This is a genomic window from Xanthomonas sp. LMG 12459 (assembly GCF_009192905.1).
Lineage (GTDB): Bacteria > Pseudomonadota > Gammaproteobacteria > Xanthomonadales > Xanthomonadaceae > Xanthomonas_A > Xanthomonas_A sontii.
Genome location: NZ_NSGT01000028.1, coordinates 1 through 17,002, shown reverse-complemented (window position 1 = coordinate 17,002; position 17,002 = coordinate 1). Strand labels below are relative to the sequence as shown.

General features: G+C 58.9%; 15 protein-coding genes. 2 read left to right on the top strand and 13 right to left on the bottom strand.

The genetic code is table 11. The features are described from left to right. Positions 1 to 257 precede the first annotated feature (257 nt). The 8 genes from CEK65_RS07325 to rlmD all read right to left on the bottom strand — a co-directional run bounded on the left by CEK65_RS07325 (position 258) and on the right by rlmD (position 7,428). Entirely contained in the window at positions 258 to 1,508 is a 1,251-nt protein-coding gene (locus CEK65_RS07325; protein WP_043090379.1) for an NAD(P)/FAD-dependent oxidoreductase, read from the bottom strand. A gap of 95 nt (positions 1,509 to 1,603) precedes the next feature. Next, positions 1,604 to 1,810 (bottom strand): cold-shock protein, encoded by a 207-nt coding sequence (locus CEK65_RS07320; RefSeq protein WP_003488188.1) that lies wholly within the window; start codon positions 1,808 to 1,810, stop codon positions 1,604 to 1,606. A gap of 88 nt (positions 1,811 to 1,898) precedes the next feature. After that, positions 1,899 to 2,645 (bottom strand): S-methyl-5'-thioinosine phosphorylase, encoded by a 747-nt coding sequence (locus CEK65_RS07315; RefSeq protein ID WP_010342285.1) that lies wholly within the window; start codon positions 2,643 to 2,645, stop codon positions 1,899 to 1,901. Between the two features lie 95 nt (positions 2,646 to 2,740). Next, positions 2,741 to 3,295 (bottom strand): hypoxanthine-guanine phosphoribosyltransferase, encoded by a 555-nt coding sequence (locus CEK65_RS07310; protein WP_017917414.1) that lies wholly within the window; start codon positions 3,293 to 3,295, stop codon positions 2,741 to 2,743. After that, entirely contained in the window at positions 3,295 to 4,302 is a 1,008-nt protein-coding gene (gene nagZ, locus CEK65_RS07305; protein ID WP_152181257.1) for a beta-N-acetylhexosaminidase, read from the bottom strand. The genes CEK65_RS07310 and nagZ overlap by 1 nt, the downstream gene beginning before the upstream one ends. A gap of 393 nt (positions 4,303 to 4,695) precedes the next feature. After that, entirely contained in the window at positions 4,696 to 5,370 is a 675-nt protein-coding gene (locus tag CEK65_RS07300; RefSeq protein WP_152181256.1) for a DsbA family oxidoreductase, read from the bottom strand. 117 nt (positions 5,371 to 5,487) lie between these two features. Further along, positions 5,488 to 6,012: a CYTH domain-containing protein gene (locus CEK65_RS07295; RefSeq protein WP_152181255.1), complete on the bottom strand. Its 525-nt coding sequence runs from the start codon at positions 6,010 to 6,012 to the stop codon at positions 5,488 to 5,490. A gap of 69 nt (positions 6,013 to 6,081) precedes the next feature. After that, on the bottom strand, positions 6,082 to 7,428 hold the full coding sequence (gene rlmD / locus CEK65_RS07290) for a 23S rRNA (uracil(1939)-C(5))-methyltransferase RlmD (RefSeq protein WP_152181254.1): 1,347 nt from the start codon (positions 7,426 to 7,428) through the stop codon (positions 6,082 to 6,084). A 144-nt stretch (positions 7,429 to 7,572) separates the two neighbouring features. On the opposite strand from rlmD, the gene CEK65_RS07285 reads away from it, so the two are divergent. Together CEK65_RS07285 and CEK65_RS07280 are read left to right on the top strand one after the other, a co-directional pair. Further along, complete coding sequence (locus tag CEK65_RS07285; protein WP_191091320.1) at positions 7,573 to 8,289, top strand: response regulator; 717 nt, start codon at positions 7,573 to 7,575, stop codon at positions 8,287 to 8,289. Positions 8,290 to 8,527: 238 nt separating this feature from the next. Further along, positions 8,528 to 8,821, top strand: coding sequence for a hypothetical protein (locus CEK65_RS07280; protein WP_226980502.1), 294 nt, complete (start codon positions 8,528 to 8,530; stop codon positions 8,819 to 8,821). A gap of 185 nt (positions 8,822 to 9,006) precedes the next feature. On the opposite strand, the gene CEK65_RS07275 is transcribed toward CEK65_RS07280, so the two are convergent. From CEK65_RS07275 to CEK65_RS07255, 5 genes are all read right to left on the bottom strand, one after another. Beyond that, a complete protein-coding gene (locus CEK65_RS07275) occupies positions 9,007 to 9,957 on the bottom strand; it encodes an aldo/keto reductase (protein ID WP_193314718.1) in 951 nt (316 codons plus the stop codon). A 387-nt stretch (positions 9,958 to 10,344) separates the two neighbouring features. After that, a complete protein-coding gene (locus tag CEK65_RS07270; protein ID WP_152181252.1) occupies positions 10,345 to 11,514 on the bottom strand; it encodes a radical SAM protein in 1,170 nt (389 codons plus the stop codon). Between the two features lie 58 nt (positions 11,515 to 11,572). Continuing rightward, complete coding sequence (locus CEK65_RS07265; RefSeq protein WP_152181251.1) at positions 11,573 to 13,237, bottom strand: hypothetical protein; 1,665 nt, start codon at positions 13,235 to 13,237, stop codon at positions 11,573 to 11,575. Positions 13,238 to 13,347: 110 nt separating this feature from the next. Beyond that, the gene (locus tag CEK65_RS07260; RefSeq protein WP_152181250.1) at positions 13,348 to 15,522 is read right to left on the bottom strand and encodes a peptidase domain-containing ABC transporter; all 2,175 of its coding nucleotides are present in this window, start codon (positions 15,520 to 15,522) and stop codon (positions 13,348 to 13,350) included. After that, a complete protein-coding gene (locus tag CEK65_RS07255; protein WP_152181249.1) occupies positions 15,515 to 16,765 on the bottom strand; it encodes an HlyD family efflux transporter periplasmic adaptor subunit in 1,251 nt (416 codons plus the stop codon). The genes CEK65_RS07260 and CEK65_RS07255 overlap by 8 nt, the downstream gene beginning before the upstream one ends. Positions 16,766 to 17,002 lie beyond the last annotated feature (237 nt).

The window sequence follows — 17,002 nt, the reverse complement described above, 5'->3', positions numbered from 1 at the left end:
GCAGCCCATGACCGCGATCAAAGCAACAAGTGCACTGCCCTAATGTGGGAGGGACTTCAGTCCCGACGCGACCAACTGAAGGGTGCCGGGGCTGAAGCCCCTCCCGCACAAGATTGGCGAATCGCGGCACGACAATGTTGCAAGTGCAAAGACAGAACATCGCCGTCGGGCCGCGCTCGCCGCGTTGCGCTCTGCACGCGCCGTCGCCGCGACGAATCACCCAAGCGCGCGTCCACCTGCGTCCGCGATCTCGCCGCCTACGGCAGCGCCACGCGTCGCGCCACCGCGTCCTGCAACGCTTCGAGAAACTCTGGCGCCAGCGGCAGCTTGCCAAACCAGCCGTGCTGGGTGCCGCTGAGCACGCGCAGCATGTGTCCGCGGCCCCCCGGCATGCGCCCGGCCGGCAACATGCCCACATCGCGCAGCCGCGCCACCACGTCGCGCTCGGACTGGAACAGCGGGGTCAGCCAGCGGCTCCAGAACTGGTACACCGCCACGTGCGCCTGGCGCTGCGCCTGGTAGCGCGCCAATGCCGCGTCGATGTCCGGCGCGGTGCGAAGGCTCTCACTCAATGCCCAGGCATCCATCAGCGCCATGTTGACGCCCTGCCCCAGTTGCGGGCTCATCGCATGCGCCGCGTCGCCGGCCAGCACCAGGCGGCCGCGGTACCAGTGCCGCTGCACCGCATCGCGGTAGCTGGCCCGCGCCAGTTGCGCAGGTGCGTCGATCTGCGCCAGGCGTTCGCGCGCCTGCGGCCACAACTGCGCGATCTCCTCCAGCCACGGCTGCACACCGCGCGCCTGCCAGGCATCGAACTCGGCGGTCGGCAGGCTCCAGAAGAAACTCACCCGGGGCTCGGCATCGCCTGGGCGGGTGCCCACCGGCAGCAGGCCGATCATCTTGCGCGCGGCCACGTAGCGCTGGCGCAGTTCGTCGGGGAAGGCCCAGTCGCCGCGCGGCAGCAGGCACCACAGCGCGCCCCACGGATACATCCGGTCCAGCCGCGTCGCCTGCACCTGCGCGCGCAGCGCCGAGGCCGAGCCGTCGCAGGCGATCACCAGGTCGAACGGCCCGTGCCAGCGGCCGTGCTGGTCCTGCACCCGGCGCAGCGTGTCGTCGATGGCGACGATGCGCGTATCGCGCTGCAGCGTGGCGTAGCCGTCCCAGGCCTGCGCCAGCAGGGCGAACAAGGCGCCGCGCTGCATGCCCAGCCCGAACAGGCGCGCCTCCAGGTCGTGGTAGCGCATGTCCATCACCGCGCGCCCGCACGGGGTCTCGCCGTACAGGCGGTGCACCGGCGCGCCGTAGGCCAGGGCCTGCTCGAGCAGGCCGATCCGCCACAGCACCTGCAGGCCGGTCGGCTGCAGCAGGAAACCGGCGCCGACCGGCCCGGGCTCGGCGGCGCGCTCGAACACCTGCACGCGGTGCCCGTCGCGCGCCAGCAGCAGCGCCAGTGCCTGGCCTGCGGTGCCATACCCCACGATCCCGATCTGCAATCCTTGCGTCATTGCCCGCACCGCCTGCCGACGCCGACACCACGGCGTCTCCCATAAAAAACCCCGCCGAAGCGGGGTTCAAGGCACAACCGAGTCAACGCGCGCGCTTACTCGACCGGCGTGATATTCGAGGCTTGCGCGCCCTTCGGACCCTGGGTCACGTCGTAGCTGACACGCTGTCCTTCCTGCAGGCTGCGGAAGCCCTTGGAGTTGATCGCGGAGAAGTGCGCGAACACATCGGCGCTACCGTCTTCCGGAGAAATAAAACCAAATCCCTTGGCGTCGTTGAACCACTTGACGGTACCGTTCGGCATGGTGATGCGAGACCTTTTGCAGTGAATGGGTGGTGGTTGTGCGGCAGCCGCACCGGCGGAGTATGCAAAGCTTGCGCAACGAAGACAATCACCCGCGCGCCAGTTCCCCCACCAGCTCCGGCAGCCCGACCGAGGCCGCCTCGACATTGGCCAGCACCTCGGCCAGGGTGATTTCCTCGGCGTCGCCGCAGCCGGCCGCCCAGTTCGCCACGATCGCCAGGCAGGCGTAGTCCAGGCCCAGCTCGCGCGCCAACCCGGCTTCGGGCATGCCGGTCATGCCGACCAGGTCGCAACCGTCGCGGCGCAGCCGCGCGATCTCGGCGATGGTTTCCAGGCGCGGCCCCTGCGTGGCGGCGTAACAGCCACCGTCCACAAGCGCGGTGCCGGTGACGCGCGCGGCGGCGAGGATCTTGCTGCGCAGCAGCGGCGAATACGGATGACCGAAATCCACGTGCAACACCTCGCTGCCCGGCTCTTCGCACAGGGTGGAGATGCGCCCCCAGGTGTAGTCGATCAACTGGTCCGGGCAGGCCAGCACGCGCGGGCCGAAGCGCTCGGTGATGCCGCCCACCGTGTTCAACGCGAGCACGCGCGTGGCGCCGATCTGCTGCAGTGCAGCAAGGTTGGCGCGATAGTTGATCTTGTGCGGCGGCAGCGAATGGCCTTCGCCGTGGCGGGCCAGGAAGGCGACGCGGTGGCCGAGCAGCGTGCCGACCCGCACCGGGCCGGAAGGCGCGCCGTAGCGCGTCTCGACCTCGTGGGTCTGCACATCGTCCAGTTGTGCGAGCTTGTAGACGCCGGTGCCGCCGATGACGGCCAGTGCGATGTTGTCCATGCGGAACCTCGAACGAAAGGGAATACCTGCGCCGGCGACGCGCGCCGGCAGCGGGAAACGGCAGCCACGCAGGCGAGGCTGGCTCGCCTGGCCGCTTACTCCTTCATCGCGTAGATCGCCGGCAGGTTGCGCAGGGCCTCGTTGACGTCCATGCCGAAGCCGAACACGTAGCGGTCCGGCACTTCGACGCCGACATAGTCGGCGCTGACCCCGGGCACGCAGCGGTCGTGGCGCTTGACCGTCAGCGCGGCGATGCGCACATCGGTGGCGCCCTGCTCCAGGCACCACTCGCGCACTGCCTTCAGGGTCAGGCCTTCGTCGAGGATGTCGTCGAGCAACAGCACGCGGCGACCGTACAGCGCGGTGGCCGGGCGGTGCTTCCATACCAGTTCGCCGCCGACGGTCTCGCCGCGGTAGCGGGTGGCGTGCAGGTAGTCCAGTTGCAGGTCCTGGCCGCGGCTGCCCAGTTCCAGCGCCAGCTGGCCGGCGAACGGCAGCGCGCCGTGCATGATGGTCAGGTAGACCGGGGTTTCGCCGCGGTAGTCGGCTGCGATGGCGTCGGCCATCTGGGCGATGGCCTGGTCGATGCGGGTGCGATCGACCAGCAGGTCGGCCTGGGCCAGGGCCTGGGCGATGGTGAGAGTGGACATCAGGCGGTTTTTCCGAAGGTGGAGAGCAGATGGGATTGGGTGTGGCCATAGCGGGCATCGGCCAGCAGGCCGTCCCAGCCAAGGCCGCCGCGGCCGATCAGGCCGAGCAGCGCGGCGGTGTTGAGCGGGCGATCGCGCACGGCCTGCAGCGAGTCTTCGACCAGTTCCGGGTGGCAGACCAGGACCACGTCGCAGCCGGCGTCCAGGTGCGCAGTGACCCGCGCGGCGACGCCGCCGGCGGCGAACGAGGCGGCCATGCCGATGTCGTCGGAGAACACCACGCCACGGAAGCCCAGCTCCTGGCGCAGGATCTGCTGGATCCAGCGCGGCGAGTAGCCGGCCGGTTCCGGCGCCACCTGCGGGTAGACCACGTGCGCCATCATCACCGCATCGGCGCCGGCGGCGATGCCGGCGGAGAACGGCACCAGGTCTTCCTGGCGCAGGGTGTCCAGCGAACGCGGGTCCTCTGCGTTGTCGACGTGGGTGTCCTCGAGCACGGTGCCGTGGCCGGGGAAATGCTTGAGAGTGGCGCCCATGCCCACGCTGTGCATGCCGCGCACGTAGGCCGCGGCGAAGGCCGCGACCACCTGCGGATCGTCGCTGAAGGCGCGGTCGCCGATGGCGCGGTTGCCGCGGGCCAGGTCCAGCACCGGGGCGAAGCTCAGGTCGATGCCGCTGGCGCGGATCTCGCTGGCCATCAGCCAGGCGTGCTGCTCGGCCATCTCCAGCGCCGCGGCCGGATCGCGCGCGTACAGCGCGCCGAAATCCTGCAGCGGCGGCAATGCGCTGTAGCCCTCGCGGAAGCGCTGCACGCGCCCGCCTTCCTGGTCCACGCAGAGCAGCAGCGGCCGCGGCGTGGCGACGCGGATCGCCGCACTCAACTCGGTCACCTGCGCGCGCGAGGCGAAATTGCGTTTGAACAGGACCACGCCGGCCACCGCATCGTGCTGCAGCCAGTCGCGCTCCTGCGCGGTGAGTTCGGTACCGGCAACGCCGATCGCGAGCATGCGGGGGATTCCTCCTGCCGGCGCGGTTCAGGCGCCTGTGGGTCGGCATTGTCGCAGATGCCGGCGTCGGCGGCAGGTCGCGCCCCTGCCAGCTGACACGTCTCGGTAATGAACGCGGACGGAGCGGTGGCGCGCGCAGCGATGCGCGGCGCAACCAACGCCGGGCCGCACAGCAGATCGCATGGTCCGCGCCCGGCAGGCGAACCTCGCGGCCGGCAGCCTGGTCGGCGTGGCCGGAATGGGCGCGCGGAATGCAGGGGGACGCCCCGGCGCGCCAGCATCGTGCCTGACAGGACGTCTGCGCACACCGCGGGCAGTCTCTTTACGGCCCCGAGACGACGGTCTGGCGGGCGACCTGCCGCGCACGGATCGAAACGTGCCGCGCGCGCGTTCCTAGACCGCGCACCCCTCCGGACCGCAATCGCGGCCCGCCTGGGCGTCGGCCAGCAAACCGCGCACGGTGGCCACGAACACCTCCGGCGGCTGCGCGCCCTGCAGCGCCTGGCGGCCATCGATGACGTAGGTGGGTACCGCGCGGATGCCCATGGCCTGCGCCTGCTGCAGTTCCGCCTCGATCTCGTCCAGTCCCTCGTCGCCGGCCAGCAGCGCCTGCACCCGCGCCGCCGACAGCCCACCGGCGGCGCCGGCATCGCACAGCGTCTGCACCTCGGCCAGGTTGCGGCCCTCGGCGAAGTGCGCATGGAACAGCGCCTCGGCGACCGCGTCGACATCGCCCTCGCGCGCCGCCAGCCACAGCAAGCGGTGCGCGGGCAGCGTGGTCACCCGCACCTGTCCGCGACCGAAGTCGAACGGCAGGCCTTCGGCGCGCGCGGTGGCCTGGGTCTGCGCCAGGATCTGCTCGGTGCGCGCCGCACCGCCGAACTTGGCCGCATAGGCCTCGCGCAACGGCACCGGCTCGGTGCCGGCGTCCGGATCCAGCTGATACGGATGCCAGTGGATCTCCAGCGCCGGCGCATCCGCGCCGAGCGACGCAAGACCTTGCTGCAACCGGCGCTTGCCGATCCAGCACCAGGGACAGACCACGTCGGACCAGATATCGATGCGCATCAGCTGGGATTCGGGATTGGGGATTCGGGATTGGCAAAAGCATAAGCCCGATCGCCGCGAGAAGCGGGGATTCAGGATTGGGGATTCGCAAAAGCGGGCCGCGTGCGGCGTTTGGCTTTACGCTTTTGCCAATCCCGAATCCCCACTCCCCAATCCCGTCCATTCGCAGAATGGACACGTCGCCAGCGCCACGTTGTAGTACCGCGGGTCGTCGGTGACTTCGGCGCCGAGCCAGTCCGGCGTGGCGAACGCCTCGTCGGCGCTGTCCAGCTCGATCTCGGCGACCACCAGCCCGGCGTTGTCGCCGAGGAACTCGTCCACTTCCCAGAGATGGCCCTGGTACTGCACGAGATGCCGGCGCTTGTCGATCAGCCCGCCCACGCACAGCGCCAGCAGCGCGCGCGCATCGTCCGGCGGGATCGGATACTCGAACTCCTGGCGGGTATGCCCGAGCTCGCGCGACTTGAGGTTGAGGAACGCGGCCTCGCCCTGCACCCGCACCCGCACCGACGCCTTCTGCGCCCCGCTGGCCAGCGCCGCCTGGTCGTTGAGATAGCCCTGCGCCATCGGAATCACCGCGTGCGCCGCCGCGCGCCAGCCGTCGCCGATGACGAGGAATTTGCGTTCGATTTCGATGGCCATGGGAATCGGGAATGGGGAAAGGAGAATGGAAAAAGCTTAAACCGCGCGCGCAGCCGCTGTGACGAATCCCTAATCCCGATTCCCCATTCCTGGCTTTTCGAACACCGCAATGCTCTCCACATGCGCGGTATGCGGAAACATGTCCATCGCGCCGGCGGCCTTGAGCACGAAGCCCTGTTCGTTGACCAAGTAGCCGGCGTCGCGCGCCAGCGAGCCGGGATGGCAGCTGACGTAGACGATGCGCTGGAACTGTTTCAGCGGCAGTTGCTGCAGCACCTCCAGCGCGCCGGAGCGCGGCGGGTCCAGCAGCAGCTTGTCGAAGCCCTGGCGCATCCACGGCGCCTGGCGCTGGTCCTGGGTCAGATCGGCGGCGAAGAACTGGGCATTGTCCAGGCCGTTGCGCTGCGCGTTGTCCCGCGCGCGCGCCACCAGCCCGGCGTCGCCTTCCACGCCGACCACCTCGCGCACGGTGCGCGCCAGCGGCAGGGTGAAGTTGCCCAGGCCGCAGAACAGGTCCAGCACGCGGTCGTCGGGTTGCGCGTCGAGCAGCGCCAGCGCGTGCGCGATCATCTTCTCGTTGAGCGCGGCGTTGACCTGGATGAAGTCCAGCGGCCGGAACGCCAGTTCCACGTCCCATTGCGGCAGCCGGAACGACAGCGGCACGGCTTGCGGATACAGCGGGTGCACGCTGTCCACACCGCCGGGCTGCAGGAAGATGGCGAAGTCGTGCTCCTGGGCGAAGGCAATCAGCGCATCCTGGTCGCGCGCGCTCAGCGGCTGCATGTGGCGGAAGGTCAGCGCCACCGCGGCGTCGCCGGCGATGAACTCGATCTGCGGGATGTCGCGCTTGCCGTCCAGGCTTTCGACCAGCTCGGCCAGCGCGGTCACCTTGAAGCCGATCTGCGGGATCACCGTGTGGCAGACCGACAGGTCGGCGACGAAACGCGGATCCTGCTCGCGGAACCCGACCAGGGTCTTGTCCTTCTTTTCCACCCGCCGCACCGAGAAGCGGCCCTTGCGCCGATAGCCCCAGGGCGCGCCGGTCAACGCCGGCAGCACCGCCTGCGGGGTCACGTGGCCGATGCGCTCCAGGTTCTCGGTCAGCACCCGCTGCTTGGCGACGATCTGCTGGTCCTCGGCCAGGTGCTGCAGCACGCAGCCGGCGCAGACGCCGAAATGCGGACAGCGCGGCGTCACCCGCTGCGGCGAGGCCTGCAGCACCTGCACGGTGCGCGCCTCGTCGAAGTGGCGGTTGCGCGCGGTCGGTTCGGCCAGGACGGTCTCGCCGGGCAGCGCGCCGGCGACGAAGGCGACCTTGTCGCCCTCGCGGCGGGCCACGCCGCGGCCATCGTGGCTGAGGTCGGCGATGTCGGTCTGGAAGGGCGTGCGGTCGAGACGGTTTCTGGATCGGGCCACGTGGCAACAGGCTGCGGGCGGAAAAGGGCGGCTATTGTCGCAGATGGGCCGGGCCGGGACCGGCTTGCGATTGCCGCGCCGGCGAGGCAAAGTGGCGCACGCACGCGCGCCACCGCGCGGGATGCGACCACGCCGCATGGAGGCATCAGCATGGCATCGAACCAGGACCCGGTAACGCGACTGCTGCTCGTCGAAGACGACCCGATCAGCCGCGCTTTCTTCGACGCGACGCTGCAGGCGCTGCCGGCCCAGGTGGACCTGGCCGACTCCGTCGCCAGCGCCCTCGCCCGCGCGCAGGCGCAGGCGCACGACCTGTGGCTGATCGACGCCAACCTGCCCGACGGCAGCGGCAGCGATTTGCTGTGCCAGTTGCAGCGGCAACGCCCCGGCACCCTGGGGCTGGCGCATACCGCCGACACCAGCGCCACGGTCCGCGCGCAGTTGCTCGACGCCGGGTTCGCCGACGTGCTGCTGAAACCGCTCAGCACCGAACGGCTGCTGCAATCGGTGCGCCGGCTGCTCGCGCGCGGCCGCCTCGGCGGCACCGCCGGGACCGCCGAACCGACCCTGGACTGGGACGAGACCACCGCGCTGGCCGCGCTCAACGGCGAGCGCGCGCACTTGATCGCATTGCGCGAACTGTTCCTGGCCGAGCTGCCCGGCACCCGCGATGCGGTGGCCTCGGCCCTGCAACTCAGCGACGACCAGGCCGTGCGCAGCCACCTGCACCGGCTGCAGGCCAGCTGCGGCTTCGTCGGCGCCGCCCGCCTGGCGCGGGCCGTGCGTCAGCTGCATGGCGACCCGGCCTCTTCGCAGGCCCGCCACCAGTTCAGCGAGGCGGTGGCGGCGTTGTTGCATTGAACCCCGGGATTGGGGATTGGGGATAACTGCCGGTCTTCTGCGCGGGTCGGCGTAGACACGGCTTGGGCTGCAATACCCGCATGCCGTGACCGATCCGGTAATGAGACGTCACCGACAGCGAAGATGCCACTTACGCAATTTTTGCGTCGGCGGCGTACCGATGCTGATGGAATGGGGTGGCGAGTTCCCGCTGGAAGCGGTGCAATAGCTTCAGGCACTGAAAGGCCTGGGCGATTTCATGTACGGCTTCGGCCCACAGGACGGCATCGTCAGCTACCAGACCAAGCGCGCCATCGACACCCCACTGCTCGCCACCACGATCGGCTACCGCAACGACAGAGTATTCTCGGCGCAGTTGGATGCAGGCGGGCGCGCCAACGGCCCGGACTCGTTTGGCTATCGGCTCAACGCCGGTATCGACCGCGGCGACGCATACACGGCGCGGGCATCGCATACCAATGTTGCAGGAAGTGGATGCTCAACGTCCTCTCCAGCCCTCCAGAATGGCGGACATGGCCCAGCCTTTGGATAGTGCGACTGTATCTGCGACAGCGACACACTAACCCTCCAATGCACCACTCCCATCGACGCATGTAGCACATGCCAGCGAGTCGGCCTGCACTTACCGAAATGCTTGGCATCAGAGAAGCTCGGCCACGTCATGTATCACGCACTCGGTCAGATTCTGATAATTCCGCCAATAGGTTCAGAGCTTCTCTAGGTTGCATCGTAGTCGCCTCCAAGATCATGCATCTCAAGCCACATTTCTGGCGTTATGCGCGCCGCGACGGCGCTAGCTCCCAAACACTCATCCAACTGGACCTTGTTCGAGCAACCGAGTAACACGCTACTAATCATACGATTCTTCAAGCACCAAGCGATCGCCAACTGAGCCTGTGAAACCCCCAGCTCTCTAGAATAGCCCCCAAGCCAGTTCGCAAAGTCAATCCACATAGAATACTGGGGCCAAGATACAGAATCCTTCAATGTCTTGAAGTCGGAAAATGAAAAACGCGAACCAATCTTGATACCATCACAATAGCGACCAGCCAAAATACCCTGTTTCAATGGCGACCAGCTAATCAAGCCAAACCCACACGTTTCAACCAAATTAACAAGCCCACCCTCGACCGTCTTCTTTGTTAATAGATTATACTCTGGCTGCTCAAGCGACGGCCCAATCAAGTGATTCTCAAGGGCAAAACTACGCGCGCACTGAATTTGACTAGCAGTCCACTTAGAGGTTCCCCAGTGCATTATCTTGCCTTGCATTATAAGAATATGCATTGTCCACACTATATCCTCAATACTCACACCCGGATCATAGGCATGACACAGGTAAAGATCGAGATAATCCAAACGCAACCGCCTGAGTGCATCATTGCAAGAATCCAACAGATGCTTCCTTGACAGACCACGCTGCATTGGAATCTCATGCTGTCTACTGCCATAAAATGCTTTGCTGGAAATGTAATAAGAGTCTCGAGGCCAATTTGAATTATGAATAATCCTTCCAAGGGCGAGCTGGGCCTCACCCCACCCATAGTTCTCTGCGGTATCAAAGAGATTCACGCCCTTATCATAAGCCATAGAAATTAATTTGGAACTAGCGGAATCATCAAGACGCTGCCCAATATTTAGCCATGTGCCGAACGCCAGCTCTGACACACGAAATCCTGTTTTACCCAAACTTCTAAAATTCACCCTACCCCCGTAATAAAGCGAGGCAGCCAGGGCTGCCTCGCATGGTGCTATTAAAATCTAGGTCCGCGACGATGGCGACGGGCACTTTTGATCGTAACCACCGCTCTTTTGATCAAACTTGCAGTAGCCCTGACCACTCTGGGCATAGGTTGTAAACTCACCACCCGCAACCAAGTCAACTTCTTGCGGAGTTAGAAGGCGAGCCACAAGCTTCTCACCACGTGTCTTTTTTTCAGTCTGCGTCATTAGCCATCTCCTTTTTATACAGCATTTAAGGCCACTAAAAATACCCTACCAAGAGTGGCCGACCTGGCAGAAGCTTATAGGCAACCTGATCTAATTAAGCACACATCAAATCGCAAACGTAGGTTGATGCACGCCATCGAGCCGCAATCTCTCCTCGAACAAATCCTTCGGATATCCGTTATCAATGAGATAACGCCCAATGTGAGCAAAATATTTCTTCAGCCCGGCACAATAAACACTAGGGTTATCAAATTCGCGAGATTTACTAAAGCGATTCTCCAGCGCCCCCCCTCCACAAATCTTTACCCAGCCGCACTCATTGCAAACATCGGGGAGCTTTGATCGCGCCCTGTCTATTCCAGCCAAACCAGGATCATTGATAAAATCACGAAGTCTTGAATTATCTACATGATACGAACGCTGCGAATTCCGCCAGTCCAAAGCTGGAATCAGCGAATCATCACAATTAATCTCGCCAGTACTCTGTATGACAACCACATGAGACCGCTTTTCAAATATATCCACAGATGGCTGGTCACATTCGGCGTAACTCTGAAAATAGCGCAGGACTTTATTGACCTCTCGAACAGAGACATCTTGATGATCGAGCCACTTCTCGAACAACTCAATTAGCGCTTCACCATAAGCTTCAGGAGAGTCACCATTAGCAAATGGATCATCATGACTTCTATCTGGCAGCAAAAACCCAATGTACTTGAATTGCAAATCATCAACAAAATGATCAAATGTTCTTCCGACCGGCAAGTCTCGTCCAATTACACTAAGCGCACCGATCTCGCTGATCTTACCCTCACTCTCGAGCCCACGAAGACGGGCAATGGTTTGAACAACCTTGGAGTGAGAGCCCTTTCCTTTATGCGTTACTCTGAAGCGATCATTATATTCGGCAGGCCCATCCAAACTGACTCCAACGGAAATCTGGAATTCAGAAATTAAATCTTCCCACTCCTTATTCATGTGGTAGCCATTAGTCTGAATGCCAAAGCTCAAACGACAGAGCGGCGCCAATGCATCGCGCAGACTACCAATCAATACACGGAAGTCACGCGGGCGCATTAAAGTTGGCTCGCCGCCGTGAAATACAATGCTAGTTGCTTTTATATTTAAGTCAACTACACCCTCCCGCAAATACTCCACAATACCACCAAAATTCTCCTGCCTCATGATGGGATCACGTTGCCTGTATGATTCATCACCCATAAAAAAATAATAACAATAGCTACAAGCAAGATTGCAGCGCTCAGCAACCTTCATTATAACCTGAAGCTCATGGAGACTTTCGATTGGCAGAGAAATGGGAGCATTTATACCATTAATCACGGCCTACTCCTTGCGATATGCGTGAGAGGTGAAGAGGCAGATACAAATCTTTGGGCTTTGAGATGCAGGTTACGTTGGATGGCTCGGCCCCATCGTAGGTAACCCTAACCGAACTAGCGGCATCGCATGCCGCTAACCAAGCCCGCCGCGCCTCCAGAGGAACTTCATAAAGTCCAAAACCATCGACTGCGATCGGTTTACCCCCGGCAAGCAAGTTATGGCATTGCTTCAAACTGGGATCGATGACAATTCTCCCACCTCCCGTGTACAAGCCATAAGTTCCGCTGCAATCATTACGCGAAATTTCGCGCACCAGTTCAACGGCAACACGAAACCCCTGCGACCTGTCCGGCTGTTTAGCCACACTAAGTAAATATCCCTTCATGTAGAAAAGTTTGGCGAAAACCTCCAGAGATACACCACTTCTCAAAAATTTGGCTTCAAGAGAAGCGTCAGGTCCGATGATGTCACTTCCCGGAGCAGACAGTATTGACTTCCAAAGTCGACCGAATGCACTTATAGGCTCCGACGTCAAAGACATCATCCGCAAGAAGGTATAGACCTCACCACAAGGATAGGCAAGTTGACTATCACCACCACTAATCAAATCGACAACAGGCCGATGCAAGTAGGCAGCGTCATCAATACAACTCTCAGTTGCCGCATTGACATAATATTCAATACTATGACCATGTCCGCTTTTATGCTGTGACAGAAAGAGGTCGGCAGCTAGCTCTGCGCCGCCCTCAAGTAACATTAATCGCATTGATTTCTGATCGACATCATACCCCTCACTTTCAACAACGAAGTTCCACTGATGGAAAGCTTCATGTGCAATGAAATGCAAGAGGTCCTCTGGAATATCCTGTTCTTTTTTCAAGCACCCACTGCGCAGCCCTATTAGTAGCAAACCTGGCAACGAGCTGCCAGCATAGCGACAACCACTCCCGGCATCATCAACGTCATTAATAATAAACAAAACGCTGACTATATCACTCTTTTCAGCACCCAATAATGAACGATAAAATTTCTGGGAACGCTTCAATGAATCCACATAATAGTCAACAAATATTTGCGAAATACGCTTATCAGCAAGAGTATGCGGGGCACTCATGGAGCGCCCATTACTGACAAAAACATATCCATCAATGACAGCATGAGGCAGTTGTCCCGCAGGTTGATCGTCTGCAATCACGGCAACATCTTCACAAATGCGATCTGCGTCTTTGGACGTCGAACTCATGAATTTACGTAAGCTAATGATTACTGTGTCTGGCGCAAGCCGAATGACCGACGGGTACTCCCGTCCCTCAGGCAAAACAGTACGTCTTATATCCAACGTATAGCTATAGAAACCCGGATTCAAATGGGAGGAGATTAACCAATCCTGTTCATCCAGCTTTGGTCGATGGTCCGCGCCAATATGAAGCGTTGCCTTCGTCATTGACGCATTGACCGCAAGCTTCGACTTTAGACAGCCACCCAATTGCATAGCATACAAGTCTCTTGGCAATAGGACTTGCGTCAGCAATATTATCGAAAAAAATATTTTTACTATACTACCCAATTCAGCAGAACTTACAATAATGAAAAGCCTTTCAGCCACGCCAATTTTATCACTGATTTTATTTTTAATTAACAAGATCACTACATTCACCCTTTAACCCAAGACTTAATTCAGAAGCCATCAAACAAAGGTAGAAATGCAAGGATTTTGAGAAAATATCATTTAACGACAATCCAAAGCCTTAAGCAATCAAGCCATTTTCATGCGCCGCATCTTTGATTGCCATGAAATTCGTCCACCGACGTGAGTCGGCCATTATGCATTGCCATCACAATATCTGACTTGGAAAATGTCTCAGGTCTATGAGCAATGATAATTCTCGTAGCGTTAAGTTGCCCAATGGCTGAATTAACCAAAATTTCACATTCGACGTCCAGGTGACTAGTCGCCTCGTCCAGCACAATCACCTTGGGCTTCCGATAGAGAGCTCGCGCTAGAATTACGCGTTGCTTCTGCCCCCCCGAAAGACTTGATCCCATGTCGCCTACCAAACTTTGGTACCCCATTGGCATACGCATGATGTCCTCATGAATTGCCGCCATTTGTGCGGCCTCGACGATCTTCTCTTGCGAAAAATCAGGATCGAAGAATCCTATGTTTTCGGATATGGAGCCAGCGAAAAGTTGGTCATCCTGCATGACAGCAGCAGTCCACATCCGATAATTGTTCACCCCCAACTTACGAATATCGATCCCTCCAAATAGAATCTGACCTTTGGTCGGAACCAGCAATCCTAGAATGATTTTGGCTAGAGTACTCTTGCCCTCCCCGCTAGGGCCAACAATCGCCAATGAAGTGCCTACTTCTATGCGAAGATTGCAATCCTTTAATATCCATGGCTCGCTATCTGCATAGCGAAAGCTCACATCAACCAATTCGATACTAGGCTCAGGAATCGGCCCACGCCAAGCTATACAGGCAATGTGCTCGGGTTCTGTCATCGTAATATCGGCAACCCGCTCAGCATGTAGTTTTAGTACGCGAAATTCCGCAAACTTATCAATAAATCCTGCCGCCCGGTTAGTAAACTGATCAGCATACGCAATAAAAGCAATCAATGCACCGACTGTGAAGTTTCCGCGCATAACCGCAACAGCGGCGATCCAAATCAAGACTACACGACCCAAACCAAATAAAAGATGCGAAATAAAAACAAAGGCAACATTAAGTCTCTGGATACCAACGTCTCGATTAGTCACTGCAACCGTAGCATTGGTATAGCGCCTGAGCCTCTCATTTTGTCTGTTAGCCAATTTGATAGACATCGAGCCCTTGATAGACTCCAACAACTCACTCTGTTGGCGAGCGGCGCAGACTATTTTTTCTTCATTTGCTCGACGCAGCGGCAAAAAGAAAACCCACCGAATGATCCCATAGATAAGAAATAACCCGACAACCAACGCAGTCAGCTGGAAACTATAGAAACTCATTACGAATAAAATAATCAGTGACATCAGCCCATCCAGAAAAGAGCTGACAAACTGAGACGTAAGGGTTTGCTGAATAGTCTGAATGGAGCCGAAACGCGACACAATATCCCCCATGTGGCGTTTCTCGTACCAGTCTTGAGGCAATCGCATCAAATGGCTGAAGAGATTACTAGCCAACTGAACACTCAAGGTAGCCCCCAACCAAGTGACGGCCCAAGATCTTATTGAAAAAACAAGTGCAGACAATAACACAACACCCAAAAATCCGACCCCAAGCATTACCAATAACTCTTGATCGGCAGACACCAAAACTTGATCAATTACCCACTGCAGATAGAACGGCGTTGCCAAGGTGAATACTTCCAGAGCCAACGCCAGTATAAAAATTTGCGAAAGCGCCGGGATCAGACCGCGCACTTTGCCGATGATTGATCTAAGTGAGATCGAGGAACGAATACTCGCTGGGCGGAAATTTGCACTTGGTGTGATCTCCATCGCCACACCAGTGAAGTACTTTGATACTTCATTCAGATGAAGTGTACGCGCTCCTTGAGCCGGATCATGAATAGTTACGGCAGCCGACCCCACTTTACGCAGTACTACAAAATGATTCATATCCCAATGCAATATACATGGCACACTCAGCTTCCGCAAATCCTCGATGTCCACCTTCATCGGCCGACATGTAAAACCAAGCTGATCCGCAACAACCATGAGACGATTTAGCGTCTGCCCCTTAAGCGAGGTAGCAAAACGACGGCGAAGCTCTGGCAGATCTATATCATACCCATGATATGCAGCAATCATCGCAAGACATGCAGAGCCACATTCTGCGGCTTCGGTCTGCATGATAACTGGCAACGCTCGTGACCAGCCGAAGCGAAGTCCATCGCGCGTATCGCCTCGAGAGGCTTCCGATGGTGCGTTACTGACGGATTCAATCATTGGGTATTCTCGAAAAATGCCAACCCACACCGTAAAGCGGCTCGAAAGCCCACTCCAACAGCGTGCGGCGTTCCACCAAAATATCCGCTTCTAGCGCCATACCTGCCTTTACTGACTCGGCCCTACCATAGATCATTACCTGCTGGCTATCCAAAGTGACCTGAACGCGATAGAGCGGCTCCTGGTTTTGTATTGCCTGCTGCCCGGTGAGTGTTTCAACCTCGGCAGTGCTTAATGCACTACGAGAAATTTCTGTAACGCGCCCGAACTGCTGACCAAACTTCTGGTATGGGAATGCCTGATAGCGCAATACCACCCTGCTGCCACGTGTAACAAAGCCAATGGCTCGACTGGGGACGAGTAACTGAGCTTGAAGTGCGCTACCTGCGGGCAAAATTGATAGTAGAGGTTGTGATTGATTGACCATCTGCCCAGTGTTAAGCAATAGCGTGGAAACAACACCGTCACGTGGTGAGCGCAGTATAAGAGCCCGCTTGCCTTCGTTCTGGGCAATTGACTGCAATACGTTCGCTATTTGCCGTTCGGTTTCACCGCGCTTGCTCGCTGCCTCCAGCGGAATCCGGGTTAATTGCTCATTGCCAGCATCGATTTGTTGTCGCGCATCAAGCTGTTGTCGCACTAGGCTCTTATATTCAGCCATATCAGTAAATATAGCTGCCTGCTGCTGTTGAATCTGCAAAGGTGAAATGTAACCGTTTTTCTCCAATGGTTTCATACGATCTAGTATGCGCTGCGCCCCATCAATTTGCTGACTAACCAACGTCATCTGCTCGTTGATCTGGGTGAGTTGCTGTCGTAGTAAGATCACCTTGCCGCGCAAAGCATTGGCGCTCTGCTGTGAAATAGCTTGCTGGGTTCCAAGCTCACTTATCAATTGCTCGTGCTGAGCAACGAGTTGCTGTGCAACTAATTTATGCGTATCCCCTAAGGCGGAACTATCTTGCTGGTCGGAAATTTCCAGTAGCTCGTCCCCAGCCTTAACCACCTGCCCATTTTGAACAAGCACCTTAGTTATTGTGCCTGCGCTCGGAGCGAAAACATTCAATATCCCTAATCGTGGCACTAGCTGCCCAGCCACTGTTTCCCGACGGGTATAGTGACCAAAAATCAAAAAACAGATAAGCGCAGATGCAAAACTAGCAGCAAGTAACGTAGTCACCCAACGCGATGGTGGCGTCGCCACCATTATCGTTCCAAGCCATTCGCGCTGACGCGCTTCCATTACTTCCTTTCTGAAAAGCGAGTCTGATTGCATATCAATCCACTAATCCCCGAATGCAAATCAGCGCCCCTTAATCACGGCGATTAAGCAGTCCTTTTTTTGTGATAATCAACCCACAAATATTAACATTCACTGAACAAAATTCAACTTCACTGCGCGCCCTATCGAAGGGCCGATGCCCCCACTTGACGCGCCGCCAGTTCTGGATCGTTACCTCGCTGCCGCGCCAGGTCCTCG